This is a genomic window from Stenotrophomonas sp. YJH_SMC_106-19, assembly GCF_059368375.1.
The window spans coordinates 885,467-909,840 of the sequence record NZ_JCAFRQ010000001.1; the positions used below are offsets into that span (position 1 = coordinate 885,467).

A 24,374-nucleotide genomic window follows, 5' to 3' on the forward strand; every position below is an offset into this window, starting at 1 on the left:
GTTAGCGCGGCGTGAGGCCGAGACTGGCCCCATCCACCCCGCAACGAGAACACCCCCATGCGCAAGACCTCTCCCCTGATCGTGGCCAGCCTGGCCGCCGCCCTGTCCCTCGCCGCCGCCCCGGCGATGGCCCAGTCCAAGGGCGACTGGACCCTTTCGGCCGGCGTGCACCAGGTGGCACCGAAGTCGAACAACGGCTGGCTGGCCGGTGGCACGCTGAAGGTCGACGTCGACAACGACGTCAAGCCGACCATCACCGGTGAGTATTTCATCGCTGACAACCTGGGCATCGAAGTGCTGGCGGCACTGCCGTTCAAGCACGACATCAACATCAACGGCCTCGGCCGTGTCGGCAGCACCAAGCAGCTGCCGCCGGTGGTGACCGTGCAGTACCACTTCAACAGCAAGGGCAAGGTGTCGCCGTTCATCGGTGCGGGCGTGAACTACACGACCTTCTTCAGCGAAGACACCACGGGCGCGCTCAAGGACAGCCGGCTGAAGCTGCAGGACTCCTGGGGTCTGGCCGCGCACGCCGGCGTGGACTTCGCGATCGGCGAGAAGGGCGCGCTGCGCGTGGACATGCGCTGGATCGACATCGACAGCAAGGTGAAGCTGGACGGCCAGAAGATCGGTAAGGTCAACATCGATCCGCTGGTCTACGGCGCCTCCTACGTCTTCAAGTTCTGAGCGCTGCCTCCGGCGTGGCGGGCCTGCCCCACCCTCCGGCCAACCGCTGAACCCTCCGCAGCATGTTGCCCCGGTGATCGCCGGGGCTTTTTTCGGCTTACCCATCGGTGGCCACCTCCACCCGATTGCGCCCGGACGCCTTGGCCCGATACAGCGCGGCATCCGCACGCGCCAGTGCCTGCTCCAGCGAATCGGCGCCATCGTCATGCCACCGCGCCACACCAATACTGACGCTCACCACCGGCGCGGCGTCCGAATCGGCATGGGCGATCGCCAGCGCCTGGACCTGCTGACGCATCCGCTCGAACGGCGCGGTTTCCGGCTCGCCTGGCGACCACTGCCCCAGCGCCACGAACTCCTCACCGCCGTACCGCGCCACCACCGAGTCAGCGCCGCGAAGCTGCGCGGCCAGCGTCACCGCCACCGCATGCAGGACCGCATCGCCCGCCGGGTGACCATGATGGTCGTTGTAGCGCTTGAAGTAGTCGATGTCGATCATCGCGATGCGCAAGGCGCCACGCGCGTGCGGCCGGCGGAGATAACGCTGGAAGATCTGGTTGGCGCGACGATCGAATGCGCGCCGGTTGAGCAATCCGGTCAATCCGTCGTGGTTGGCCAGTGCATCCAGCCGCTGCTCGGCGCGCCAGGTTGCACGCGCCTGCCTTTCCAGGATGTAACTACCGAAGATGCCAGCCAGGTTGCTGGCCAGCACGAACGTCACGCTCTGCAGCATCTGCGCCCAGTGCCGGCCGACCTGCAGCTCCGCCAGCACGAACGCCGATGCGATCAGGGTTCCGGTCAGCGTGGCGACGCCGAAGCGCAGGCCACACAAGAAGTAGTTCAGCAGCAGGAACAGGCTGACGCCTTCATAGGGATAATCCACGCCGGCGCGATGCGCCGTCCAGATCATCGTCACCAGCGCCAGCCCGCTGATCAGCACAGCACCGCCCCCCAGCCATTGCAGATGGCGGCGGAACGCCGGGACGAAGGTGAGTGCTACCGCCACCAGCAGTACCGGCAGCAGCAGCCCGAGCCGCCAGCGCAGCACCTGTGCATGCACATCCGGCGGAAGCCAGAAATGGTCCAGCACGGCAAAGCCGATTGAAAAGATGCCGGCAACGGCACAGGCCCAGCGCATCCGCCAGACCACCTGTTCATCGAACGCGCGGGCAAAGCCGTCGTCCGCATGTATTGCCGTGATGCGCCGGTCCGTGATGCTCATCGCGATGTCCCCGCCCGTGGCCGCGCCACCGTAACGGTCCGCGCATCAAGGGCGCGTGGCGAGCGGCCATGCTGGATCAAACGCGTCCGGCCGCCGCCCCGCTAGAATGCCGGCATGAAAGCCCTGCATTCCCTGTTCCTCGCCGCCGCGATCGCGCCGGCTCTGCTGTCCGCCTCCGCCCCTGCCCATGCCTGGGGCGCGCAAGGTCATCGCCTTGTCGCTGAGGTAGCGGATTCCCGCCTCTCGCCCGCTGCACGCGCCGAAGTCGACCGCCTGCTGGCCACCGAACCCGGTGCCACCCTCGCCAGCGTGGCGCCCTGGGCCGACCAGCTGCGTGCCAAGGACCCGGGCCTCGGCCGCCGTTCCGCCGGCTGGCATTACGTCAACATCGCCGAAGACGGCTGCCACTACGAAGCGCCCAGGCACTGCACCAACGGCAACTGCATCGTCGAAGCGCTGAAGGCGCAGAGCGCGATCCTCGGCGATCGCAGCCTGACCGACGGCGAGCGGCTGCAGGCCCTGAAGTTCGTGGTGCATCTGGTCGGCGACATCCACCAGCCAATGCATGCCGGCTACGGTCACGACAAGGGCGGCAACGACTTCCAGCTGCAGTACGGCAACCGCGGCACCAACCTCCATTCGCTGTGGGACAGCGGCATGCTCAACACCCGCAAGCTGGACGACAACGGCTATCTGCCGGTGCTGCGGTCGCTGCCGGCGCCGAAACTGGCGCGCCAGTCCAATCCGCAGCGCGATCCGCAGGCGTGGGCTGAAGCCAGCTGCCGCATTTCGATGCAAGCCGGCGTTTATCCAGCCTCGCGTAAGATCGGCGATGAATACACCGCGCGCTACCGCCCGGTGGCGGAAGCGCAGCTGCGGCTGGCCGGCGAGAATCTGGCGCAGCTGCTGAACCGCGTGCTCGCCGCACGCTGAGGAGGTTGCCGATGCCGGTCCAGGTCCAGTCGTTCTTCCATCGTGACAGCAATACCTTCAGCTACCTGGTCAGCGACCCGGCCAGCGGCGAGGCTGCGCTGATCGATCCGGTCCTGGACTACGACCCGGACACCGATGCCAGCAGCGAGTCGCCGGTCCAGCCGGCACTGCACGCGATCGAGCAGCAGGGGCTGCGGCTGAGGTGGCTGCTGGAGACCCACGCCCACGCCGACCATGTGTCGGCCGGGCGGCGGCTCAAGCAGCGTTTCCCTCACGCCACGCTGGCCATCGGTGAAGGCATCCGCGCCGTGCAGGCGACCTTTGCGCCGCGGTTCGGCCTGCAGCTTCCTGCCGCAGACGACATCTTCGACCACCTGTTCGCCGACGGCGAGACCTTCACGCTGGGCGAAGTGCGCGGCCAGGTCATCGCCGTGCCCGGCCACACCAGCGACAGCATCGCCTACCTGATCGGCGACGCACTGTTTACGGGCGATTCGCTGTTCATGCCCGACGGCGGTACCGCCCGCTGCGATTTCCCCGGCGGCGATGCGGCGCAGCTGTACCGCTCGATCCAGCGCCTGCTGGCGCTGCCCGAGTCCACCCGCGTGTTCGTCTGCCACGACTATGGCCCGGGCGGCCGCGACATCGCCAACGAGACCACCATCGGCGAGCAGCGCGCGCGCAACATCCACGTGCATGACGGCGTGGCCGAAGCCGACTTCGTCAGCGTGCGCCAGGCCCGCGACGCCACGCTGGCCGAGCCGGCGCTGATGCAACCGGCGGTGAAGGCCAACATCCAGGGCGGCGCCTGATCGACGCCGCCGTGCTGGCCGGGCATGGCCCGGCGCTACCCGGCATCACGCGTGATCATTTTCCCTGCGTGCGGACCGTCTGCCGGCCCTTCACGATCTCGAAGGTGAAGGCGTACAGCAGGCTGACCGGCACCGGCTCGATGCGCTCGGCGCTCCCGCAGTCGCCGCGGTCGGCTGGGACCTTGCCGACCGGGTAGTGGCAGACCGCGGCAGCGCTGTACTTCCACATCGCCACCGCCTCCTGCGCCGCCTGCAGCAGCGGCGCGTTCTCCGCTGCAGCGCCGGCGGCGCACTCGGGGCGGTCGGTCAGCGGCAGGCTGCGCTCGACCACGCCTTCGGCATCGACCACTACCTGCAGGCAGATGGTGGTGGGCGCCAGTTCGGTACGCGGATCGCGGTCGCCCACCTTCGGATCAGGCGCCGCATACAGCTGCGGCATCCGATAGCCTTCGCCCGCTGCCAGCGCATAGGCCTGCACCTGACCGCTGCCGCCCGCCGCTGTGGGCTGCAACCGCTGATGGCCGACACTCTCGCTGCGGGTGTCAACCGCGCCGAGTCGTTCCTGGGTGGCACAGCCGGCCAGCAGCGTGGCCAACAGCAGCGCGGCCTGCCTCACCGCGCGCGCTCCGCTTCCCTCTCGTCCTCACTCATGGAGAACGTCAGCGGAATGCGCACGGCGGAAGCCACCGGACGCCCATCCTTCAGGGCCGGCCGGAAGGTCCAGCCCTTGGCGGCCGTGACCGACACCGCATCGAACACACCGGGATTGGTGGCACTGAGCACCTGTACGTCGGTCGGCCTGCCCTCTGCGTCGATCTCGACCTTCAAGGTGACGACGCCGGTCAGGCCCTGCTGGAACGCAGACTCCGGATACTTCGGCGGTGCCATCCTCTCGACCTGCGCAGAACGCTGCAGGCCGGCCGCAGCGGCATCGGCCTGCGCGTACTCGGCGGGCTCGACGCCGATCGACGACACGCCGGCCATCCCGAGCTGGCTTGCCCACGCCACCGTGGCCAGGCCCGCGCACACCCCGACCACCAGCACCTGCCCGGACACCCACGGCAATGCCTTCCGCTTGGACTGCTTCAACATGGCGATTCGCTCCTTCAACACGGGTTGGCTGCGCCAGTGACACACTGCCGGCGCAACCGGGTGAACCAGCTGCGCCTTCAGCAGCGTGCTGGCGTAAAGTCCGCGCAGCGCAGGCTGCGTGGCAATGGTGCGGGCATCGCAGGCCAGTTCCTGGTCGCGCAGGAACCTGCGTGTTGCCCATGGCATCAGCGGATGGAACCAGAACGCTGCGCGTACCAGCAGCAACGCGCCGTTCGCCCAGTGATCGCCATTGCGGCGATGGCTGCGTTCATGTGCCAGGATCAACCCCTGCTCGCGTGCATCGAACTGCTGGTCGAAATCGGGGCCGACCACGATGCGCGGCCGCCACAGGCCGACCAGGGCCGGCAGACCGGGATCGGCACTGGCCTGCCAGCTGCCGTCGGCACGCGCTTGCAGACGGCCCAGGATACGTTCGAAGCGCTGCTGCGCACGCAGGCTGCGCAGCAGACTGATCGCCACGCCAAGCATCCAGGCCAGCAGCAACCATTTCGGCCAGCGCATGACCTGGGTGGGCTCGCCCTCCGGCGCGACAGGCATCACGTTCAGGGGCAGGGTCGGCACATGCTGCAGCAGGGGCAGCGCAGGCAACGGCAGCAACAGGCCTGCCAGCAGCAGGGGCAACAACCACCAGCTGCGATAGGCCAGCGAGGGCCCTCCCAGCCGCAGCAGCAGCGGCCGCATCGCCGCCAGGAGGATCACCGCCAGCGCCAGCCACACGCTGGCCCGCCACACGCTGTCGAGCACCTCACTCATGGTCCAGCTCCTGGATCAGCTTCTTCAGTTCGGCGATGTCCTGCGCGCTGAGCTGGCCGCGTTCGCTGAAATGGGCAACCAATGGCGCCACCCGTCCTTCGAACACTCTGCCCAGAAAGTCCTGGCTCTGAGCCGCGACCCAAGCTTCGCGCTGCAGCAGTGGCCGATACAGATAGCGGCGGCCTTCGCGTTCGGCAGCGATCGCGCCCTTGGTCAGCAGGCGGTTGAGCAGCGTCTTGATGGTCGGTTCGGCCCAGTCCCGGTGGGCCAGTGCGGCAACCACCTCATCGGCACCGCGGGGCGCCTGCTGCCACAGCACTTCCATCACGACCGCCTCGGCTTCACTGATCGGATTCATTGTTTACGCCCGTAATCGACAATTCGATTACGCACGTAATCAAAGCCGCTGTCAAGCCTTCCATCGACCTGCACTTCATGCGCCCTGGCCCAGCATCGGCCCTTCCGGTCCCGGAGTGCGCATGAAACCGCTGCCCAAGAAGGATTTCCCCGTCGAACAGGCCCGCCGCTTCCTCGAACCCGGCCCGATCGTGCTGGTCAGCACCGCATGGCGTGGCCAGCGCAACCTGATGACGATGGGCTGGCACATGGTGATGGGCTTCTCGCCATCACTGGTGGCGACCTATCTGTGGAACGAGAACCACAGCTTCGCGCTGGCGCGGGGCAGCGGCGAATGCGTGATCAATGTGCCGGGCGTGGAGCTGCTCGATACCGTAGTGGACATCGGCAACTGCAGCGGGCGGGAGGTCGACAAGTTCGCGCACTTCGGCCTGGATGCCCTGCCCGCCCGCGAGGTCGGCGCGCCGTTGGTCGGCCAGTGCCATTCGTGCTTCGAGTGCCGCCTGTACGACGACAGCCAGGTCGAGACCAGCAACCTTTTCATCTGGGAGATCGTGCGTGCCCACGTCGCGCAACGGCCGAAACTACCGCGCACCGTGCACTACCGCGGCGACGGCCGCTTCATGGTGGCCGGTGCGGAAGTCTCGCGTCGACGGCGGTTCAAGCCCGACATGCTGTAATGCCGGAACCCCCTTACGCAGGACTGCCCCGGATGACCGAACACCTCACCGACCTGGACGCCGCCGTCGATTGGCTGTTCGCGCGCGTGGAAGGGCCGCTGCGGATCGGAGCACCGCTGGCGCTGGGCAAGCCACACCGGTTGCTCAATGCACTGTATGCACGGGTCGAGAACGATCCCTCGCACCCCCTCCAGCTCTACACTGCGCTGTCGTTGAATCCGCCGAAGGTGCGGGGCAGCGGCTTGGAGGCCCGCTTCCTGGGCCCCTTCGCGCAGCGCCATTTCGGCGAGGATTTCCCCCGCCTGGCCTACGCCGACGCGATCGCCCGTGACGCACTGCCCGCCCATGTGCAGGTGGAGGAGTTCTACATGCAGTCCGGCGCCCTGCTCGGTTCCCGGCAGGCGCAGTCCAGCTACACCAGCCTCAACTACACCCATGCCGCAGATGCGGTGGCCCAGCGCGCGCCGCAGGTGATCGTGCAGAAGGTGGCGATGCGCCCGGACGATCGCCGCCTCTCGTTGTCCTGCAACAACGACATCACCCAGGACACACTCGATGCAATCGCCGCACGCGGCCTGCCGCGTCCGCTGATGGTGGCCGAGATCGATCCGCAGCTGCCTTACCTGGGCGGCACCGCCACGGTCGATGTGTCCTTCTTCGATCTGGTCATCACCCCGCCGCCGCCGTATCCGGCGCTGTTCGGCCTGCCGCGGCAGCCGGTCGCCGACGCCGACTATGCGATCGGCCTGTATGCCAGCACCCTGGTGCGCGATGGCGGCACGCTGCAGATCGGCATCGGCACGCTGGCCGATGCACTCAGCCATGCACTGGTGCTGCGGCATACCGACAACGCGCGCTACCGGCGCGTGCTGCACGCGCTGGACCCGCAGCTTGCGCGGCATCCGCTGGTACAGGAAATCGGCGGCCTGGAGCCGTTCGAGATCGGCCTGTACGGCTGCAGCGAGATGCTCAACGAGGGCTTCCGGCGGCTGGTTCAGACCGGCGTGATCAAGCGCAAGGTGCATGACGACCTGGCGCTGATGCAGCGCATCGAGAACGGCAGCACGCTGTCCATCGACCATGCCACGCTGGCCGCCGAAGGCGAATACCTGCATGGCGCGTTCTACCTGGGCTCGCCGGAGTTCTACCAGTGGCTGCGCGAGCTGCCGGCGGATGAACGTCGCGCCATCGGCATGCGCCGCATCAGTGAGATCAACCAGCTTTACGGCGGCAACGAGACGCTGGAGCGCCTGCAGCGCCGCCATGCACGCTTCTTCAATTCCTGCATGATGGCCACTGCGCTGGGTGCGGCGGTCTCCGATGCCCTGGACGATGGCCGCGTGGTGTCCGGCGTCGGCGGCCAGTACAACTTCGTGGCGATGGCCCATGCCCTGCCGGAAGCACGCAGCGTGCTGATGTTCCGCGCCGCGCGCGATGACAAGGGCCATCGCGAATCGAACGTGCGCTGGAATTATGGCCACACCACCATTCCCCGCCATCTGCGTGATATCTACCTGGACGAGTACGGCATCGCCGACCTGCGCGGGTTGACCGACGAGGACTGCGTGCAGGCGATGGCGGCGATCACCGAGGCGCCGTTCCAGCAGGGCCTGCTGCAGCAGGCACAGGCCGCGCGCAAGCTGCTGGCCACGACGCAGCCCGATCCGCAGCGGCTGCAGCGCAATACCCCGCAGGCCCTGGCCGCAGCGCTGGCACCCTTCCGTTCCGACGGCACTCTGCCCGACTACCCGCTGGGCAGCGACTTCAATGAGATCGAGCAGGTACTGGTCAAGGCGCTGGGCTGGTTGAAGGCCAACACGCAGACGCGTGGCGACACGCTGCGCACGGTGTGGGCGGCACTGCGGCAACCGGCCGGCGATGGCGATGCGGTGTACCTGCAGCGCATGGGCCTGCAGTCACCGAAGGACTTCAACGAGCGGCTGGACGCGCGCCTGCTGCGGCTGGCGCTGGCACGCACGGCCTGAAGCCGGTAGCGCCGGGCCATGCCCGGCGAGCAGCCGATCCGCCGGGCATGGCCCGGCGCCAGCCCAAAAGGAAAGGCCGGCTTGCGCCGGCCTTCCCTGCATCACATCGCGATGCTGCTTACAGCGCCTTGGCGGCGTCCACCACGTGCGCGGCGGTGATGCCGAAGTGCTTGTACAGCTGGTCGGCCGGGGCCGAGGCACCGAAGGTGTCGATACCGATCACCGCACCGTCCAGGCCGACGAACTGGCGCCAGAAACCAGTGACGCCGGCTTCCACCGCCACGCGCTTGCGCACGGCGTTCGGCAGCACCGATTCACGATATGCCGCATCCTGGCGCAGGAACACATCGGTGGACGGCATCGAGACCACGCGGGTCTTGAGGCCGGCCGCGTCCAGCTGGGCTTTCGCTTCCGTGGCCAGCGAGACTTCCGAACCGGTGGCGATCAGGATCACGTCCGGGGTACCGGCAGCGTCGGCCAGCACGTAGCCGCCACGCTCGATCTGCGCGATCTGCTCGGCGCTCCGTGGCTGGTGCGGCAGGTTCTGACGGCTGAACACCAGGCAGCTCGGGCCGTCCTGGCGGGTGATCGCCGCCTTCCAGCTCACCGCCGACTCGACGGCATCGCACGGGCGCCACACGTCGTTGTTCGGGATGTAGCGCAGCGAGGCCAGATGCTCCACCGGCTGGTGGGTCGGACCGTCTTCGCCCAGGCCGATCGAATCGTGGGTGTAGACGTGGATGGCATGGGCCGGGATCAGCGCGCTCATGCGAACGCCGTTGCGGGCGTAATCGCTGAACACCAGGAAGGTGGCATCGAACGGAATGAAGCCGCCATGCAGCGCCAGGCCGTTGGCGATCGCGGTCATGCCGAACTCGCGCACGCCGTAGTACACGTAGTTGGCGTTGGCGTCGTCGCTGGCGACCGAGGTGCTGCCCTTCCACAGGGTCAGGTTGGAGTGCGCCAGGTCGGCCGAGCCGCCGACGATTTCCGGCAGCAGCGGCGCGAAGGCCTCGATGGCCAGCTGCGAGGCCTTGCGCGAGGCGATCGTCGGGCCTTCAGCCGCGACCTTGGCGATGTACGCGTCGGCCTGGGCAACGAAGTCGGCCGGCAGTTCGCCGTGCGAACGACGGGTCAGTTCAGCGGCTTCGGCCGGATACTGGGCCGCATACTTGTCGAACAGCTGTTCCCATTCGGCCTGGCGCAGGGTGCCGGCACCGTTGGCGCGCCAGCCATCGTAGATGGCCTGCGGGATTTCAAACGGGCCGTACTCCCAGCCCAGCTGCTTGCGGGTGGCTTCCAGCTCGTCCTTGCCCAGCGGAGCACCGTGGCTGGATTCCTTGCCGGCCTTGTTCGGCGAACCAAAGCCGATCGTGGTGCGGCAGCAGATCAGGGTCGGCTTGTCGCTCTGCGACAGCGCGGCCTCGATGCCGGCCTTGATGCTCTCCGGGTCGTGACCATCGACATCGCGGACCACGTTCCAGCCATAGGCCTCGAAACGCTCCGGCGTGTTGTCGGTGAACCAGCCTTCGACGTTGCCATCAATGGAGATGTGGTTGTTGTCCCAGAAGCAGACCAGCTTGTGCAGGCCCCAGGTGCCGGCCAGCGAAGCGGCTTCATGCGAGACGCCTTCCATCAGGCAGCCATCGCCCATGAACACCCAGGTGCGATGGTCGACCACTTCCAGTTCCGGACGGTTGAAGCGCTGCGCCAGCAGCTTCTCGGCCAGGGCGAAGCCCACGGCATTGGCGAAACCCTGGCCCAGCGGGCCGGTGGTGGTTTCCACGCCGGGGGTTTCATGGCGCTCCGGGTGACCGGCGGTGTGGCTGCCAAGCTGGCGGAACAGCTTGAGCTGCTCGATCGGCAGGTCGTAACCGCTCAGGTGCAGCAGCGCGTACTGCAGCATCGAGCCGTGGCCGTTGGACAGCACGAAACGGTCGCGGTTGAACCAGTGCGGATTGCTCGGGTTGTGGCGAAGGTAGTCGTTCCAGAGCACTTCGGCGATGTCGGCCATGCCCATGGGCATGCCGGGGTGGCCGGACTTTGCGGTTTCAACCGCATCGGCGGCAAGGAAGCGGATGGCGTTGGCCAACTGGCGACGGGTAGGCTGCGTCATGGTTCTGTCGGAATCGGGAGGCGGCCGCGGACGTGCGGGCGACCTATTGTCCCATAGTCACCGGGTGGGGGTCAGTTCCACTTGCCCGGTCGTGCGGGCGCTGGCCGGCAACGTCGTGATCTCCGCCGGATTCCGCATGTGAAAAGGGGTCGGAGCCCTTTCCGTGCGGAAAGGAATCCGACCCCGATCAGGTCGCCAGGACTCAGTCGCGGTCGGGAACCAGCGCCGGGCCGTCGTGGCCCTCGCCCTTGGCCACCAGGGTGGTCAGCGCCAGATCGCCGGTCACGTTCAGCGCCGTGCGGCACATGTCCAGGAAATGGTTCACGCCCAGGATCAGGCCGATCCCCAGCGGGTTGACCCCCACCATGGCGCAGATCATCGCCACCACCGGCAGCGAACCCGACGGCACGCCCGCGGTACCGATGCCCCCCAGGATGCACACCGCCATCACCATGATCTGCTGGCCGATGCTCAGGTCCACGCCGAAGAACTGGGCCAGGAAGATCACCGTCACGCCCTCGAACAGCGCCGTGCCGTTCTGGTTGGCGGTGGCGCCCACGGTCAGCACGAAGCGGGACACGCGCTGCGGCAGGCCCATCTGGTCGGCCACGCGCAGCGCGGTCGGCAGGGTGGCGTTGCTGGAGGCGGTGGAGAAGGCCATCACCGTCGCTTCCTGGGTATCGCGGAAGAACGACAGCGGCGAACGGCCCGACAGCCACACGGCGGCGCCGTAGGTCACCACCATGTGCAGGCCCAGTGCCAGCACCACCACGCCCACGTAGGCGCCCAGGCGGATGATCAGCTCGAAACCGAACAGCGCGGCCAGGTTGAACATGAAGCAGGCCACCGCATACGGTGCCAGGCGGATGACCAGGTTGATCAGGGTCATCGAGATTTCGAACACGCCTTCGATGGCGCGGCGCAGCGGGGCGACCTTCTCGTCATCGGTCAGCACCATGCCGATGCCGAACATCAGCGCGAAGAACATCAGCGAGAGGATGGCGCCGTTGTCGGAGGCCGCCTGCAGCACGTTGCTCGGCACGATCGACAGCAGCATGTCCATGCCCTTCGGCGTGCCATGGATGCCGGCGACGATCTCCTTGCTGCGTTCGGCGTTCTCCGAGAGCATCAGCGCGGCGGTCTGCGGATCGACGCCGACGCCGGGCTTGAGCAGGTTGACCAGCACCAGGCCGATGGCCACGGCGATGCCGGACAGCAGCACGGTATAGGCCAGCGTCTTCCAGCCGATGCGGCCGAGGGCGCGGATGTCGCCCATCTCCGACACGCCCATGATCAGCGCCGAGAAGATCAACGGCACGATCAGCATGAAGATCAGGTTGAGGAACAGCCCCGATGCAGGCGTGGTGATGTAGTCCATGACCCACTTGGCACCGGTCTGCAGACCATCGACGCTGCCACCCAGGGCGTGCACGGTCAGTCCCAGGATCAGGCCGATCGCGAAGCCGATGCCCATCTTCCAGTGCAGGGGCAACGTCTTCTTGCCGGCGGCAGCTGCTGTCATACGCAGGTTTCCTCGAAAAATGAATGCACTCTAACAAAGCGCGCAAGCGGCGCCGGTTCAGGTTCGGCGCTGCGGATACAGCGGCGCCAGCCCAGTGTCGGTGCCGCGGGCGGTACCCGACCAGTGTGGTCCGTCACGGAAGGCCTCGCGCAACCGCACACGCAGCGGTGCCGGCTCTCCCTGCCCGCCCCATCGCACCTGCTGGAGGTCCTGCAGCACTCGGCGCTGGATCGGATCACCCAGCCTGGCGATGACCTGCTCCAGCCGCGGTACACCTGCCATCGCGCACAGCTGCGCTTCGACCTGGTCGAAGCCCTCGCCGTCCAGCACCCGGCGCAGTTCGGCGACGCTGCCGCGTCCTTCGCTGGCTTCCGGCCCGGACGGCGGCCCCGGCGGGCGAGTGGCACCGCGCATGGACGGCCCGCCGCGTCCGCGCTGCCAGCCCCACAGCAGGGTCAGCAGCCACAGCAGCGCCAGGCCGATCACCGCGGCAATCCAGGGCCAGGGCTGGCTCGGCGTCCCCGAGGCGATCGGATCGGTGGCCGCAATGCGCGTGTCGTCGTCGGGCAGCGCTGCATCGGTGTCGATCGGCGGCGGCGGGGCGGGCGCGGCAGTGCCCGTACCGGCGCTGACCGTCAGTGCCAGGTCCGGCAGTCGTGCCTGCTGCGCGCTGCCGTCGCGCACGTTCCACCATGACACCCTCGGCCCCGGCACCTGCAGCGGACCCGGCTGGCGGGGCACGACGGAGTAACGACGGGTGATCTTCAACCGCGGGGTGCTGCCATTGAAGGTCTCTTCGTACTGCGCCGGTTCGGCGAACACCTGCGCCGCCGTGCCGAGGTCCGGAACCGGAAGGTCGGTGAACTGGGCACGGGTGGCACCTTCGGCGATCGCTTCGACCACGATGGTGGCGGCCTCGCCGGTACGCGCAGTACTCGGCGCGCTGGTATAGCGCAACTGCAGGCCCTGCAACGGCAGCCACGGCTGCGGCGCCTGCACCGGCTGTGCCTGCACCTGCAGCGTGCGGTCGGCGCCGGTGGCGTTCATGCGGCCATCGCCCCCTCCGAAAAAGTCATCGAAGAAGCCGCCTGCGCTGCGGCCGTTGAAGCGCGCGCCGGCCAGGCGCAGTGTCCCGCTGCGCTCGGGAATCAGCAGGAAGCGGCGCTCGACCACGTTGTAGCGGCGTCCATTGACCTGCCTCACGTCGGTGCGGTCGTCGCCCACCCGCTGCAGCGAGGCACCGGCGGGCGTATCCACGATGAGCTCGCCGGAGGCCAGCTGCGAGGCGAAGAACAGGCGCACGACCACGCCCACGCTCTGCTGCACGTAGGGCGTGTCATCGTCGACATCTGTCTGGATGAACGCCATCGCCGCACCGTTGGCAGCGGTGACCGGGGCGGCGGCGTCCACCTGCAACGTCAGCGGTGCGGTCTGCGCAGTACCCACCTGCAGGGCCGGGATCGTCAGCGCGCCACTGCGTCGCGGTGTCAGCGCCACGCCATACAGACTGCGTTGCTGCATGCTGCCGTTGCTCCACTCCACCTGGCGGCTGCTGGTCTGCCCACTGAGATCGAAGTCACCGCGCAGCGGCGTGAAGTCCGGCGCACCGGCATCACTCTGCACGTTGAGGGTGACCGTATCCCCCATCGCGATGCGATCGCGGTCCAGCCATGCCCGCGGCTCTGCCCAGGCCATCAATGGCAGCCACAGCAGCAGCATTGCCGCACACCGGCGTAGGCCGTGCATGTTCATCGCCCTTCCCTCTTCCTGCGTTCGTTTTCCAGCTGGAACTTGGCACGCAGCAACGCGCCCGGATCATCCGGCACGCGCCGCATCCAGGCGTCCACCGCCTGTTGTTCCTCGCGCTGGCGCGGCGTGCGGCCGTCATCGCCCGCCACGGTCGGATCATTCTTCTCCCGGCCCTCGCGCCCCTGTTCGATGGCCTGCTGCATGCGCTGTCGCTGCTGCGCGTCGGCCTCGGCCTGCGCATGGGCGTCCTCGGCCTGGGGCGGTGACGGCGGTCCCTGATCACCACGCTCACCGGGCCGCGGTTGCGGCTGGGCGCCGGCGTCTGAGGGCGGGGGGCGCTGCGAGGGCGCCTGCGGCTGTCCCTGCCCCGACGGCTGGCCCTGCTGTGGCTGGCCCTGCTGATCCTGCGGCGTCGAGGACGGCTTCCGGGGCGGATTCTGCTGTCCCGGGTTCTGCCGCTGGCCACCCGGCGGCTTGCGCTTGCGTGCAGCATCGACAACAGCCCGGTTGGCCACCGCGTCGGCCATCCCCGGCTGCAGGGCCAGTGCGCGATCGTAGGCGGCTATGGCATCGTCGTACTGGCCCTGGCGGGCCAGCACATTGCCGAGGTTGTACCAGCCGGCCGCGGTGTCGAGCCCTTCGAACTGCTGCCGGGCACGTGCGAAGTCACCCTGGCGGTAGGCCTGTACGCCTTCGGCCAGACGCTGATGCTGCACCTGGTCCGCCCGCTTCCACAGCGTGCCCTGCACCGGCCGCGTCTGTGCCTGCGCCTGCGCGCCGTCCGTCCACGGCAACAGGCCGACCGCCAGCACGGCAGCCAGCAGCGCACGCCGTCGGAACGCCAGCAACGCAAGCAGCATCAACGGCGGCAGCAACCAGAAGCCTTCGTCGCGCCATTGGTGACCGGTACCCGGCCGCTGCAGCGCTGTGCCCTCACGGGCATCGAGCACACCCAGCGCGCGCAGGTCGCGGTCATCGGCGGCGATCCGCACATAGCGGCCGCCGCCGGCCGTCGCCACGGCGCGCAGGCGGCCTTCGTCCAGCGCGGCCTGGCGGATCTGGCCGCTGCTGTCGCGGTACGCGGCACCGCCCGGAGTTCCCAGACCCAGCACCGACACCTGCAGCCCCAGGCTGCGGGCCTGCGAAGCAGCGAGTTCGGCCTCATCGTCAGCCTGGTCGGTGACCACCAGGATCTGCCCCTGGGGCGTGCCGGTCTGCCGCATCAGCCGTGTCGCCCAATCGATGCCACGATCGGCACGCTGGCCATCGCGCGGCATGACATCCGGCGACAGCGCGTCCAGATAGAGCGCGACATTGCTGGCATCCTCGGTCAACGGAGCGACGGTATAGGCATCGTCCGCATAGACGATCAGCCCAACCTGGCCGCCCTCGCGGGCGCGCAGCAAGGTGCCGATCTTGGCCCGCGCCTGCAGCAGGCGCGACGGCGGCAGGTCGGTGGCGGTGATCCGGCTGGACAGGTCCAGCACCACCAGCAACGGTGCGCTGGCCTGGAACATCGGCTGCGCCTGCTGTCGCCAGCTGGGCCCGGCCAGGGCCAGGCACGCCAGCGTCCAGCCCAGCAGCTGCGCCCACGGCAGGCGCATGCGACGGCGCGGCCCCGACGCCAGCAGATGGGGCAGCAGATGGGCATCGACCGCCTGCCGCCATGCATCGCTGCGGCGCTGTCGATACACCGCTACGGCCACGATCAACGGCAGCGCGGCCAACGCCCACAGCCAGTCAGGCCGCAGGAAATGCAGCGCGTTCCAGTCCGGCAGATGGGATGCCAGGGCGATCATCGACGACGCTCCGGCCATGCCCACGCAAGCGCACCGAGCAGCAGCGCCACGCCCAGCGGCCAGGGATAACGCTCATCGCGCGGGCGCAGGGCCGGCCCCTTCTCCGCGATGGGCTCCAGCCGGTCCAGCTCGGCATAGATGCCTGCAAGCTCGGCAGTGTCGCGGGCGCGGAAGAACTGGCCGCCGGTCATCCGGGCGATCTGCCTGAGCGTCGCCTCGTCCACCGGGTCCTGGTCGGCGGAAATCGGAATTCCGAGAAAGCGCATGCTGCCATCGCCGCCAAAGGCGACGGTGTGGATGCGCACGCCCTCGGCACGCGCTACCTCCGCCGCACGCAGCGGTTCCAGCACGCCTGCATTGCTGACGCCATCGGTGAGCAGGATCAGCACACGCTGGCCCTCGGGCTGGCTGCGCAGGCGCTTGACTGCAAGGCCGATGGCATCGCCGATGGCGGTCTCGCGCCCGGCCAGGCCGACCACGCTGTCGCGCAGCTGGTCGCGGACGCTGGCCAGGTCGGCAGTGAGCGGGGTCAGCGTATAGGCCCGATCACCAAAGATCAGCAGGCCGATGCGATCGCCTGCACGACGGTCAAGAAAGTCGGCCAGCACGGCCTTGGCGGCGGTCAGCCGATCGACGGCCTGACCGCCGAGCACCATGTCGGCCTCGCCCATGCTGCCGGACACGTCCATCGCCAGCATCATCTGGCGCCCCTGCTGCGGCGGTGTGATCGCCTCGCCCAACTGCTGCGGCCGCGCCAGCGCCACGCACAGCGCGATCCAGCCCAGCCACAGCAGCAGCGCACGCCACCTGTGCGCATCGATACGACCCGCTCCGGCCAGGGCCTCCAGTTCGGTCGCGGCATAGGGCACGCGCAGCGCAGCGCCGGGGGCGGCACGGCGCTTCCAGGCCAGCATCAGCAACGGCAACGGCACCGCCAACAGCGCCAATGGCCAGGCCAGCTGCAGGTCCGGCCAGGGCCAGTAACTCGCCAGCGCACTCATCGGCGCCGCTCCTGCAGCATCGCCAGGTAACGTCCGCGTGCCCAGCGGCGCAGCACTGCGACATCGGCCGCATCCACCTGCGGCCGGTACGCGCCCTCGGCAAGCAGATCGCGCTGCGCCGCCGGCAACGTCGCCTGCGGATCCACCCGCTGCCACCAGGCGTGGTCATGCAACGCTTCGCTGCCCGGCCGTGCCTGACGCGCGGCACGGCGCAGCAGGCCCGCAATGGCCGCCACCTCAGCGGCGGCATCGGTCGCGCCCGCCAGCTCGCGATCAAACGCCTGCAACCAGCGCTGCTGACGCCGACGGCGACGCCACCACAGCAGGGCGAGGATCAGCAGCGCCAGCAGCAGAACCGCCCCGATCATCAGATAGCCGGGGGCCGGTGGCCACCACGACGGTGCCGGTGGCAGCTGCACATCGCGCAGGGGCAGCGCTGTGCTCATGCGGGTACCTCGGTAGGCGCCGGCGCCAGCCAGGCATCGCTGGCCGCATCACTGCTCAGCACCTGCACATCGATGCGGCGTGCCCCCAGCTGGCGCTGCAGTTCCTGCAGCGGTTCAACGAAATGCGCATGCCACTGCGCCTGCACGTCGCCGCGGCGCAGATCCAGTCCGATGCGCTGCTGGGCGGCAAGGAACTGCAGGGGCGCCGACGGCGGCTGCAGCTCCAGCGGATCGACCAGCAGCACCAGGCTGAGGTCGTGATGCTGGGCCAGCGCTCCCCATCGCGCCGGCGCAATGCGGATGGCCTGCTGCGGGTCGGCCAGCACCAGCAGCCGTGCACCCGGACGCAGAACGCGCGCCGCGTGGTCCAGCGCGCGCTCCAGACCCAGATCATCGGCCGGAGGTTGCGCATACCAGCGAGTCAGCGCGTCGAGCACGCGCAGCACGCCACGTGGTCCGCCGGCTGGCGCTACCGGCGCTTCGCGGTCACTGCCGCGCAGCGCACCGATGCGGTCGCCGCGGCGCTGCGCCGACCAGGCGGCGACTGCACCGGCACGCGCAGCCTGCACCGACTTGAAACGCACGCGGGTGCCGAAGTACAGCGCGGGTGAGGTATCGGCCACGATCAGACTGACCCGTTCGCGTTCGGCCTGGAACAGCTTGGTATGGGCACGACCGGTGCGCGCGGTCACGCGCCAGTCGATATGACGGGCATCGTCACCGGCGACGTACTCGCGCGATTCCGCGTACTCCATGCCGCGCCCGCGCAGCGGCGACGGTGCCTGCCCCGCATTGCCGGCGCGGCCGCGACGGGGCGGCGGCGGACGCTGGGCCAGACGGCGCAGCGCCACCAGCTCGGCCAGCTGCGGGCGCAGTCCATCGCCTTCGCTGGCGGACACTCCATGCTCCTGGGATGTATCGGTCATGCGCAGGCTCAGGGTGCCGGCACCCGGGCCAGCAGCTCCTGCACCAGCCGTTCGCCATCCCAGCCTTCGGCGGTCGCCTCGTAGCTCGGCAGCACGCGGTGGCGCAGCACGTCCGCAGCCACCGCACGCACGTCATCAGGGGTGACGAAGTCACGGCCGGCCAACCATGCGCGCGCACGCGCGCAACGCTCCAGCGCGATCGAACCGCGCGGGCTTGCGCCCCACGCGATGCGACGGCCCAGCGCGGGGTCGTAGCGGGCCGGATCGCGGGAGGCCAGCACCAGCTCCACCAGGTAGCGTTCCAGGGCCGGTGCCATGTGCAGGTCCAGTACCTGGCGACGCGCCTGGAAGACATCCTGCATCGGCATTTTCTCCGGGGCCGCCGGGGCTTCACCCAGCGCGCCGCGCGCACGTTCGCGCGCCAGCCGCAGGATTTCCGCCTCGGCCGTCTGGTCCGGATAACCGATGCGCACATGCATCAGGAAGCGGTCCAGCTGCGCTTCGGGCAACGGGAACGTGCCCTCCTGCTCGATCGGGTTCTGCGTGGCCATCACCAGGAACAACGAGGGCAACGCATAGGTGTGGCGACCCACGGTGACCTGGCGCTCGCCCATCGCTTCCAGCAGCGCCGACTGCACCTTGGCCGGTGCACGATTGATTTCATCGGCCAGCAGGATCGGATGGAAGATCGGGCCCGGCACGAATTCGAAACGGCCTTCCTGCGGGCGCCAGATCTCGGTACCGGTCAGATCGGCAGGCAACAGGTCCGGGGTGAACTGCACGCGCGCGAAATCGGCCTCCAGGCGCGCTGCCAGGGCGCGGATGGCGGTGGTCTTGGCCAACCCGGGCGCGCCCTCCACGAGCAGATGGCCATCGGCCAGCAGCGCGATCAGCAGGCGCTCGACCAGGGCGGCCTGGCCGACGATCTCGGCCGACAGCGCCTCGCGCAACGTGTTGAACGCCGCGTGCAGGCGGGACGTGGCCGGCGTGGCAGCCGGCATTGCAGATTCGGGCATCGGCGGGGGCAGGTTCATGAGGGCCTTTGACCGGCACAGGACGGCACGGGTTCCCGACATCATCGCAGGGTGCCCCGGCGATGGCATCAAGAGACGCTGAACAGCGTCCACGCCCTGCGTGGATGCATGGCCGCAACGCAGACGGGGCCGCACGTGGCGGCCCCGTTTCGCACCTGCTGCAGGCGGTGGCTCAGTTCTGCTTGGCCACGCGCAGCACCTTCGGCGTCACGAACACCAGCAGCTCGGCCTTGTCCTTGTTGCGACCGCGCTTCTTGAACAGATTGCCCAGGAACGGCACATCGCCCAGGAACGGCACCTTGCTGATGCTGTTGCGATCGGTGAACTCGTACACACCGCCGATCACCACGGTCTGGCCGTCCTCGACCAGCACCGCGGTATTGACTTCGCGGCGGTTGATCGACGGCACCGTACCGTAGCCCTGCAGTTCGATCAGGCGATCGACTTCATCCTTCTTGACCTGCATGTTCAGGAACACGCGGTTGTCATTGGTGATCGTCGGGGTCACCCGCAGCTCCAGCACGACTTCCTTGAACTGCACGTTCGGCGTCGAACCCGCGCCCCCGGCGGCACCGGTACCGCTGATGGTGACGTAGCCGATCTCCTTGCCCTGCTTGATCATCGCCTCGCGCTGGTTGGTGGTGACCACGCGCGGATTGGAGATCACTTCGCCACGCGATTCCTCCTGCATGGCCGACAACTCGACATCCAGCAGGTAGCCCGCGTTGAGGATCGACAGCGCCAGCGAACCCGGGTTGTTGGCCAGGGCCACCGGCAGGTTCCAGTTCAGGCCACGCTCGATGGTCGAGCCGGTCGGCACCGGTGCCGGACCGACACTGCCACCGGCCTGCCACTCACGCACGGCCTTGGCGTTCTCCAGCGCGGTATCGACCTGCGATTTGCGGGTCTTGGCGTTGGCGTCGAGGCTGCCGCTGAAGTAGACATTGTCGCGGCTGCCGCTGATGCCGAACTTCGCACCCAGTTCGCGGGCGAAGGTGTCGGTGGCGATCACGATGCGGCTTTCGATCAGCACCTGGTCCACTGGACGATCGATCACCCCGATCAGTTCGCGCATGCGTGCGATCTTCTTGGGGATGTCGCTGATCATCAGCGTGTTGGTGCGCTCGTCGGCAACGATGCGGCCGCGCGTGGACAGGAACCCGCTTTCCTCCTGCGACGAGGAACCGCCACTTCCACCACCGCCACCGCCGCCGATGCCCTTGGCCTCGGTCAGCGCTTTGAAGATCTGCGTGGCGCTGTGGTAGTTGATCTGCACGTAATCGGTCACCAGGTCTTCGCGGTTCTCGATGGCGATGCGGGCGTCTTCCTTCTCCTGCTCGAACTTGGCCAGTTCGGCCTGCGGCGCGACCCAGATCACGCTGCCATCGCGACGCTTGTCCAGGCCCTTCGCACGCAGCACGATGTCCAGCGCCTGGTCCCACGGAACGTTGACCAGGCGCAGGGTCACGTTGCCCTGTACCGAATCGGACGCCACGACATTGAGGTTGGATTCTTCGGCGATCAACTGCAGCACCGTGCGCACCGGCACGTCCTGGAAGTTGAAGGTGACCGGCTTGCCCGAGTAGCCACGCTGGCCGACGGCCTTCGCCGCCTGGGTGACCGTACCGGCGTTGACCGCACCGACGGCGGCGGGCGCCTGTCGCGGACTGATCTCGACCACGTATTCGTTGCCGCTCTGGTAGGCCAGCGACTCCACCGTACCCGCCGTGCTCAGCACCAGCTGGGTCCCGGCGCCCGATGGCTTGGCATCGATGCGCTGCACGGGCGTGGCAAAGTCGACCACGTTCATCGGCTTCTGCAGGTTGGCCGGCAGGCGCGCGTTGCCCACGTCGACCACGACGTTGCTGCCCTGCGTGCGCAGGTCGGGAATCGCGCCCTGGCCGTCGAACTGCAGGATCAGGCGGCCGACGCCGTCATCGCCGCGCTTGAAATCGATCTTGGACACCGACAGGCCAGTTGTCGCCGGGGCCGAAGGGGCCACCGCGGTGCTGGCCGGTTTCTCCGCCGGTGCGGCGGCCAGCGCCGGAGCGCAGGCCAGCATCAGCGCGACTCCCAGCGCGCTGACACGGTTCAAGGTAGAGCGCCGGATGGGACGCAGCCCCTTGGCTTGGTGAAAGGTCATCGTGCTATCCCCAGTAAACGATCATTGATCTTCCAGCGCGAGCGTCGCTGGCCGTTCCAGCCAACCACCCGCGCCATCCGGCACCAGTTCGATCAGTTCAACGCGGTCCTCGAAGACCGCGGTGACCCGCCCGTCGCTCTGCCCCAGGTAGCCGCCCGGGCGGACCCGGTAGGTGACCTTGTCCGGCCCCATCACCAGCGCGACGGTGCTGCCGCCGGTGCCGATGGTGCCGACCATGTCCAGTGCGTCCAGCGGGAAGCCCTCCAGGGGCTCCTTGCGTCGGTTCGGGTCCGGTCGCAATCCGCCGTTCCCCTGCTGCGGATTGGTCCAGGCATCGGTGAACGGATCGCGCATGCCCTGCGCGGAGTATTCGAAGGTCTCGAACTGCTGCATCACCGGCAGCGGCTCCAGCGGCTGCGCCGGTCGCGCACGCTCGCCCTCCACCCACTTCTCCAGGTTCGGTGCATCGCCCGGCGTGCTGGTCACGCCGCGGCCACAGCCGGCCAGCAGCAGGACCGCCAGCACCATCGACCCGCGTACGATCTGTGCGCGCATCACTTCCCGCCCTCCTTGCCGGCGTCAGCGCTCTGCTGCGCCTGCACTTCGGCTTCGTCCAGATACCGGTAGGTCTTGACCGTGCCGGACAGCTCCAGCGCACCTGCGCGGACGTTGCCGCTGGTCTTGTCCTTGGGCTTGAGGTTGATGTCGTGCATGGTCAGGATGACCACCCGCGGCAACGAAGCCACGCCGCTGACGAACGCACCGAACTGGTGGTAGCTGCCCACCATCCGCAGCTTGATCGGCTTCTCGGCGTAGAACTCCTTGATCTGCTCGGACTCGGGTTCGAACAGCTCGTTGGACAGGCCGCTGGACAACGCGGTCTGCGAGATGTCGATGATCAGGTCCGGCATTTCGGTCTTGCTCGGCAGCTGCCGCAGCATCTGCTGCAGCACCTGCTCCATCTGTGCCAGCTGCTGCTTCAGCGGCGCCAGGTTCACCGCACGTTCCTGCTGCTTGGTGAACTCGGTGCGCAGCTCGGTCTCCTGCCGCTCCAGGCCCTCCAGTTCCTCGCGCTTGCCACTGATCAGCAGCATCCACGCCACGAACATGATGACCAGCGCCAGCAGCGCGCAGAAGACGATCTTGGCCTTCTGCGGCCAGTTGCCGATGTCGTTGAAATCCAGGTTCTTGAGATCGATCTTCTGGCTCATGCGCGATCCCCCTGCGACGGGGCGTGGAAGGCCTGCGGCGGCTGCGCCAGCCGGCTGCCCTCCGGCTTGGCCGGCGCGGCGGCCGGCGGGGCCGTTGCCGGGGGCGGCGTGGTGACGGGTGCGGCCGGTGCGGCGGGTGTGGCCGCCTCGGGTGCGGCAGACAGCGGTGCGACCGGTTCGGCGGCTGCGGCCGGTGCCACGGTGCCATCGGCATTCAGGCCCGGCGGCGCGGTGGCCTCCTCGCTCTGCGCCGGCAGCTTCACCTTGACCACGAACACATACGGCAGCGCCTTGATGTCCGATACCGGGCCCGGGCGACCGTCCTTGTCCTTGTCCGGCTCACGCGCCTCGATGATCGACAGCTCCGGACTGGCCATCCAGCCGGACGTCTCCAGGTTGCGCATGTACGCCGAAACGCGGGCGTTGGACTGGGTGCGGCCTTCCAGGGTAAGGGTGTCCCCTTCCTGCTTCAGGGCGGTCAGCACGACGCCATCGGGAATGGTGCGCACCAGCGCGTCGAACAGGTGGACCATCTGCGAGCGCTTGGCCTGCAGTTCCTCGATCACCTTCTTGCGCGCCAGCAGCCGCTCCTTCTGCGCGTCGAGGCGGTCGATCTCCTTGTTCTGCTCCTTGACCTTGTCGATCTCGGCCTGCAGGTAGGCATTGCGGTCCATCTGGCCGCTGACCTGGCGGTCGTAGTAGAACCAGATCATCAGCGACAGCAGCAGGCCACCCACGGCGGCCATGCCCAGCATTGCGTAGAACTCGCGCTGGCGTTGCTTGCGCCGTTCGGCGCGCCAGGGCAACAGGTTGATGCGTGCCATCAGTCGAAGCTCCTCAGCGCCAGACCGGTCGCGATCATCAGCGCGGGAGCATCCTGGGCCAGCGCATGCGCGTTCACCTTCGGTCCCAGCGTCATCTGCGCCAGCGGATTGGCGACCACGGTCGGCACACCCAGTTGCTCCTCGACCATTTCCGGCAGGCCCCCAAGAACCGCGCAGCCTCCGGCCAGCACGATATGATCGACACGATTGAATTCGCTGCCGGCGTAGAAGAACTGCAACAGGCGGCTGATCTGCTGGACCGTGGCTTCCTTGAACGGCTCCAGCACTTCCATCTCGTAGCTTTCCGGCAGCCCGCCCTGGCGCTTGGCCAGGCCGGCTTCCTCGTAGCTCAGGCCGTAGCGGCGCATGATCTCGTCGGTCAGCTGTTTGCCGCCGAACACCTGTTCGCGGCTGTACAGGCTGCGCCCGCCGCGCAGGACGTTCAGGGTGGTCATCGTGGCGCCGATGTCGACCAACGCGACCACGCCGTCGGTGGACACCGGCAGCTCACTGGCAACCAGGGCGAAGGCGTTCTCGACCGCGAAGGCCTCCACGTCCATCACCTTGGCCTGCAGGCCGCCGAGTTCCAGCGCCGACTGGCGCAGTTCCACATTCTCGGACCGCGACGCGGCCAGCAGCACCTGGACCATCTCCGGGTTGTTCGGGATCACCCCGATCACCTCGAAGTCCAGGTTCACTTCCTCGATCGGATAAGGAATGTAGTTGACCGCTTCCAGCTCGATCTGCGCTTCCATGTCGTTCTCGTCGAGCTCGGCCGGCATCGGGATCACCTTGGTGATCACGGCCGAGCCGGCCACGGCGGCGGCGGCCTGCTTCGCCTTGCTGCCGGAACGGTTCAACGCCCGGCGGATGGCCTCACCCACGGCCTCCACCTCGACGATGTTCTTCTCCACGACCGCATTCGGCGGCAGTGGTTCCACGGCGTAATGTTCCACACGGAAACGATTGCCACTGCGGGAAAGCTGCAACAGCTTTACCGCAGTCGAACTGATGTCGACGCCAATAAGCGGCGACTGACTTTTTGGGATGAGCCCCACGGT

22 protein-coding genes are annotated in these 24,374 nt (G+C 68.1%); 5 read left to right on the forward strand and 17 right to left on the reverse strand.

Going from position 1 to position 24,374, the window contains the following annotated elements:
- The first annotated feature begins 57 nt into the window (after positions 1 to 57).
- The gene (locus tag AC5P5M_RS03945) at positions 58 to 687 is read left to right on the forward strand and encodes an OmpW/AlkL family protein (protein ID WP_495205583.1); all 630 of its coding nucleotides are present in this window, start codon (positions 58 to 60) and stop codon (positions 685 to 687) included.
- Positions 688 to 784: 97 nt separating this feature from the next.
- Here AC5P5M_RS03945 and AC5P5M_RS03950 read toward each other — a convergent pair whose 3' ends face one another.
- Positions 785 to 1,909, reverse strand: a complete 1,125-nt coding sequence (locus tag AC5P5M_RS03950) for a GGDEF domain-containing protein (protein WP_053518485.1) — start codon at positions 1,907 to 1,909, stop codon at positions 785 to 787.
- Between the two features lie 114 nt (positions 1,910 to 2,023).
- On the opposite strand from AC5P5M_RS03950, the gene AC5P5M_RS03955 reads away from it, so the two are divergent.
- The gene (locus AC5P5M_RS03955; protein WP_065175752.1) at positions 2,024 to 2,842 is read left to right on the forward strand and encodes a S1/P1 nuclease; all 819 of its coding nucleotides are present in this window, start codon (positions 2,024 to 2,026) and stop codon (positions 2,840 to 2,842) included.
- 11 nt (positions 2,843 to 2,853) lie between these two features.
- Positions 2,854 to 3,654, forward strand: a complete 801-nt coding sequence (locus AC5P5M_RS03960) for an MBL fold metallo-hydrolase (RefSeq protein ID WP_053518482.1) — start codon at positions 2,854 to 2,856, stop codon at positions 3,652 to 3,654.
- Between the two features lie 55 nt (positions 3,655 to 3,709).
- On the opposite strand, the gene AC5P5M_RS03965 is transcribed toward AC5P5M_RS03960, so the two are convergent.
- Genes AC5P5M_RS03965 through AC5P5M_RS03975 form a run of 3 tightly spaced genes read right to left on the reverse strand, consistent with a single transcriptional unit; the run spans position 3,710 to position 5,878 of the window.
- Positions 3,710 to 4,270, reverse strand: a complete 561-nt coding sequence (locus AC5P5M_RS03965; RefSeq protein WP_495205584.1) for a hypothetical protein — start codon at positions 4,268 to 4,270, stop codon at positions 3,710 to 3,712.
- Positions 4,267 to 5,520, reverse strand: coding sequence for a M56 family metallopeptidase (locus AC5P5M_RS03970; protein WP_476340575.1), 1,254 nt, complete (start codon positions 5,518 to 5,520; stop codon positions 4,267 to 4,269). The genes AC5P5M_RS03965 and AC5P5M_RS03970 overlap by 4 nt, the downstream gene beginning before the upstream one ends.
- On the reverse strand, positions 5,513 to 5,878 hold the full coding sequence (locus AC5P5M_RS03975; protein WP_065181668.1) for a BlaI/MecI/CopY family transcriptional regulator: 366 nt from the start codon (positions 5,876 to 5,878) through the stop codon (positions 5,513 to 5,515). The genes AC5P5M_RS03970 and AC5P5M_RS03975 overlap by 8 nt, the downstream gene beginning before the upstream one ends.
- Before the next feature lie 121 nt (positions 5,879 to 5,999).
- Between AC5P5M_RS03975 and AC5P5M_RS03980 the strand changes: the two genes are divergently transcribed.
- Complete coding sequence (locus AC5P5M_RS03980) at positions 6,000 to 6,557, forward strand: flavin reductase family protein (RefSeq protein WP_164150916.1); 558 nt, start codon at positions 6,000 to 6,002, stop codon at positions 6,555 to 6,557.
- Positions 6,558 to 6,589: 32 nt separating this feature from the next.
- Entirely contained in the window at positions 6,590 to 8,542 is a 1,953-nt protein-coding gene (locus tag AC5P5M_RS03985; protein ID WP_065175748.1) for an acetyl-CoA hydrolase/transferase C-terminal domain-containing protein, read from the forward strand.
- A gap of 118 nt (positions 8,543 to 8,660) precedes the next feature.
- On the opposite strand, the gene tkt is transcribed toward AC5P5M_RS03985, so the two are convergent.
- From tkt to AC5P5M_RS04050, 13 genes are all read right to left on the reverse strand, one after another.
- Positions 8,661 to 10,658, reverse strand: a complete 1,998-nt coding sequence (gene tkt / locus AC5P5M_RS03990; protein WP_053518470.1) for a transketolase — start codon at positions 10,656 to 10,658, stop codon at positions 8,661 to 8,663.
- 202 nt (positions 10,659 to 10,860) lie between these two features.
- Entirely contained in the window at positions 10,861 to 12,180 is a 1,320-nt protein-coding gene (locus AC5P5M_RS03995) for a dicarboxylate/amino acid:cation symporter (RefSeq protein WP_053518469.1), read from the reverse strand.
- 57 nt (positions 12,181 to 12,237) lie between these two features.
- Complete coding sequence (locus AC5P5M_RS04000; RefSeq protein WP_495205585.1) at positions 12,238 to 13,932, reverse strand: BatD family protein; 1,695 nt, start codon at positions 13,930 to 13,932, stop codon at positions 12,238 to 12,240.
- Positions 13,929 to 15,728 carry a tetratricopeptide repeat protein gene (locus AC5P5M_RS04005; RefSeq protein ID WP_495205586.1) on the reverse strand — a complete coding sequence of 600 codons (1,800 nt, stop codon included), beginning with the start codon at positions 15,726 to 15,728 and terminating at the stop codon, positions 13,929 to 13,931. The genes AC5P5M_RS04000 and AC5P5M_RS04005 overlap by 4 nt, the downstream gene beginning before the upstream one ends.
- Positions 15,725 to 16,729 carry a vWA domain-containing protein gene (locus AC5P5M_RS04010; RefSeq protein ID WP_111186771.1) on the reverse strand — a complete coding sequence of 335 codons (1,005 nt, stop codon included), beginning with the start codon at positions 16,727 to 16,729 and terminating at the stop codon, positions 15,725 to 15,727. The genes AC5P5M_RS04005 and AC5P5M_RS04010 overlap by 4 nt, the downstream gene beginning before the upstream one ends.
- Positions 16,726 to 17,175 carry a DUF4381 family protein gene (locus AC5P5M_RS04015; protein WP_283219114.1) on the reverse strand — a complete coding sequence of 150 codons (450 nt, stop codon included), beginning with the start codon at positions 17,173 to 17,175 and terminating at the stop codon, positions 16,726 to 16,728. The genes AC5P5M_RS04010 and AC5P5M_RS04015 overlap by 4 nt, the downstream gene beginning before the upstream one ends.
- On the reverse strand, positions 17,172 to 18,101 hold the full coding sequence (locus AC5P5M_RS04020) for a DUF58 domain-containing protein (protein WP_053518463.1): 930 nt from the start codon (positions 18,099 to 18,101) through the stop codon (positions 17,172 to 17,174). Before AC5P5M_RS04020 ends, AC5P5M_RS04015 begins: the two co-directional genes overlap by 4 nt.
- 8 nt (positions 18,102 to 18,109) lie before the next feature.
- Positions 18,110 to 19,135 (reverse strand): AAA family ATPase, encoded by a 1,026-nt coding sequence (locus AC5P5M_RS04025; RefSeq protein WP_180875905.1) that lies wholly within the window; start codon positions 19,133 to 19,135, stop codon positions 18,110 to 18,112.
- A 172-nt stretch (positions 19,136 to 19,307) separates the two neighbouring features.
- A complete protein-coding gene (locus tag AC5P5M_RS04030) occupies positions 19,308 to 21,278 on the reverse strand; it encodes a type IV pilus secretin PilQ (protein ID WP_053518459.1) in 1,971 nt (656 codons plus the stop codon).
- A 21-nt stretch (positions 21,279 to 21,299) separates the two neighbouring features.
- Positions 21,300 to 21,833: a pilus assembly protein PilP gene (locus AC5P5M_RS04035; protein ID WP_053518457.1), complete on the reverse strand. Its 534-nt coding sequence runs from the start codon at positions 21,831 to 21,833 to the stop codon at positions 21,300 to 21,302.
- Positions 21,833 to 22,489 (reverse strand): type IV pilus inner membrane component PilO, encoded by a 657-nt coding sequence (locus AC5P5M_RS04040; protein ID WP_053518455.1) that lies wholly within the window; start codon positions 22,487 to 22,489, stop codon positions 21,833 to 21,835. The genes AC5P5M_RS04035 and AC5P5M_RS04040 overlap by 1 nt, the downstream gene beginning before the upstream one ends.
- The gene (locus AC5P5M_RS04045) at positions 22,486 to 23,313 is read right to left on the reverse strand and encodes a PilN domain-containing protein (protein ID WP_277381055.1); all 828 of its coding nucleotides are present in this window, start codon (positions 23,311 to 23,313) and stop codon (positions 22,486 to 22,488) included. The genes AC5P5M_RS04040 and AC5P5M_RS04045 overlap by 4 nt, the downstream gene beginning before the upstream one ends.
- Positions 23,313 to 24,371: a pilus assembly protein PilM gene (locus AC5P5M_RS04050; RefSeq protein ID WP_053518451.1), complete on the reverse strand. Its 1,059-nt coding sequence runs from the start codon at positions 24,369 to 24,371 to the stop codon at positions 23,313 to 23,315. The genes AC5P5M_RS04045 and AC5P5M_RS04050 overlap by 1 nt, the downstream gene beginning before the upstream one ends.
- Between the last annotated feature and the right edge of the window lie 3 nt (positions 24,372 to 24,374).

Bases quoted from the DNA above. Each gene is read 5' to 3' on its own strand.
- tkt (WP_053518470.1), bottom strand. From the start codon at position 10,658: ATGACGCAGCCTACCCGTCGCCAGTTGGCCAACGCCATCCGCTTCCTT.
- AC5P5M_RS03950 (WP_053518485.1), bottom strand. From the start codon at position 1,909: ATGAGCATCACGGACCGGCGCATCACGGCAATACATGCGGACGACGGC.
- AC5P5M_RS04000 (WP_495205585.1), bottom strand. From the start codon at position 13,932: ATGAACATGCACGGCCTACGCCGGTGTGCGGCAATGCTGCTGCTGTGG.
- AC5P5M_RS03955 (WP_065175752.1), top strand. From the start codon at position 2,024: ATGAAAGCCCTGCATTCCCTGTTCCTCGCCGCCGCGATCGCGCCGGCT.
- AC5P5M_RS04030 (WP_053518459.1), bottom strand. From the start codon at position 21,278: ATGACCTTTCACCAAGCCAAGGGGCTGCGTCCCATCCGGCGCTCTACC.
- AC5P5M_RS04040 (WP_053518455.1), bottom strand. From the start codon at position 22,489: ATGAGCCAGAAGATCGATCTCAAGAACCTGGATTTCAACGACATCGGC.
- AC5P5M_RS04025 (WP_180875905.1), bottom strand. From the start codon at position 19,135: ATGAACCTGCCCCCGCCGATGCCCGAATCTGCAATGCCGGCTGCCACG.
- AC5P5M_RS04005 (WP_495205586.1), bottom strand. From the start codon at position 15,728: ATGATCGCCCTGGCATCCCATCTGCCGGACTGGAACGCGCTGCATTTC.
- AC5P5M_RS04020 (WP_053518463.1), bottom strand. From the start codon at position 18,101: ATGACCGATACATCCCAGGAGCATGGAGTGTCCGCCAGCGAAGGCGAT.
- AC5P5M_RS03960 (WP_053518482.1), top strand. From the start codon at position 2,854: ATGCCGGTCCAGGTCCAGTCGTTCTTCCATCGTGACAGCAATACCTTC.
- AC5P5M_RS04010 (WP_111186771.1), bottom strand. From the start codon at position 16,729: ATGAGTGCGCTGGCGAGTTACTGGCCCTGGCCGGACCTGCAGCTGGCC.
- AC5P5M_RS03975 (WP_065181668.1), bottom strand. From the start codon at position 5,878: ATGAATCCGATCAGTGAAGCCGAGGCGGTCGTGATGGAAGTGCTGTGG.
- AC5P5M_RS03985 (WP_065175748.1), top strand. From the start codon at position 6,590: ATGACCGAACACCTCACCGACCTGGACGCCGCCGTCGATTGGCTGTTC.
- AC5P5M_RS04015 (WP_283219114.1), bottom strand. From the start codon at position 17,175: ATGAGCACAGCGCTGCCCCTGCGCGATGTGCAGCTGCCACCGGCACCG.
- AC5P5M_RS03945 (WP_495205583.1), top strand. From the start codon at position 58: ATGCGCAAGACCTCTCCCCTGATCGTGGCCAGCCTGGCCGCCGCCCTG.
- AC5P5M_RS03980 (WP_164150916.1), top strand. From the start codon at position 6,000: ATGAAACCGCTGCCCAAGAAGGATTTCCCCGTCGAACAGGCCCGCCGC.
- AC5P5M_RS04035 (WP_053518457.1), bottom strand. From the start codon at position 21,833: ATGCGCGCACAGATCGTACGCGGGTCGATGGTGCTGGCGGTCCTGCTG.
- AC5P5M_RS04045 (WP_277381055.1), bottom strand. From the start codon at position 23,313: ATGGCACGCATCAACCTGTTGCCCTGGCGCGCCGAACGGCGCAAGCAA.
- AC5P5M_RS03970 (WP_476340575.1), bottom strand. From the start codon at position 5,520: ATGAGTGAGGTGCTCGACAGCGTGTGGCGGGCCAGCGTGTGGCTGGCG.
- AC5P5M_RS03995 (WP_053518469.1), bottom strand. From the start codon at position 12,180: ATGACAGCAGCTGCCGCCGGCAAGAAGACGTTGCCCCTGCACTGGAAG.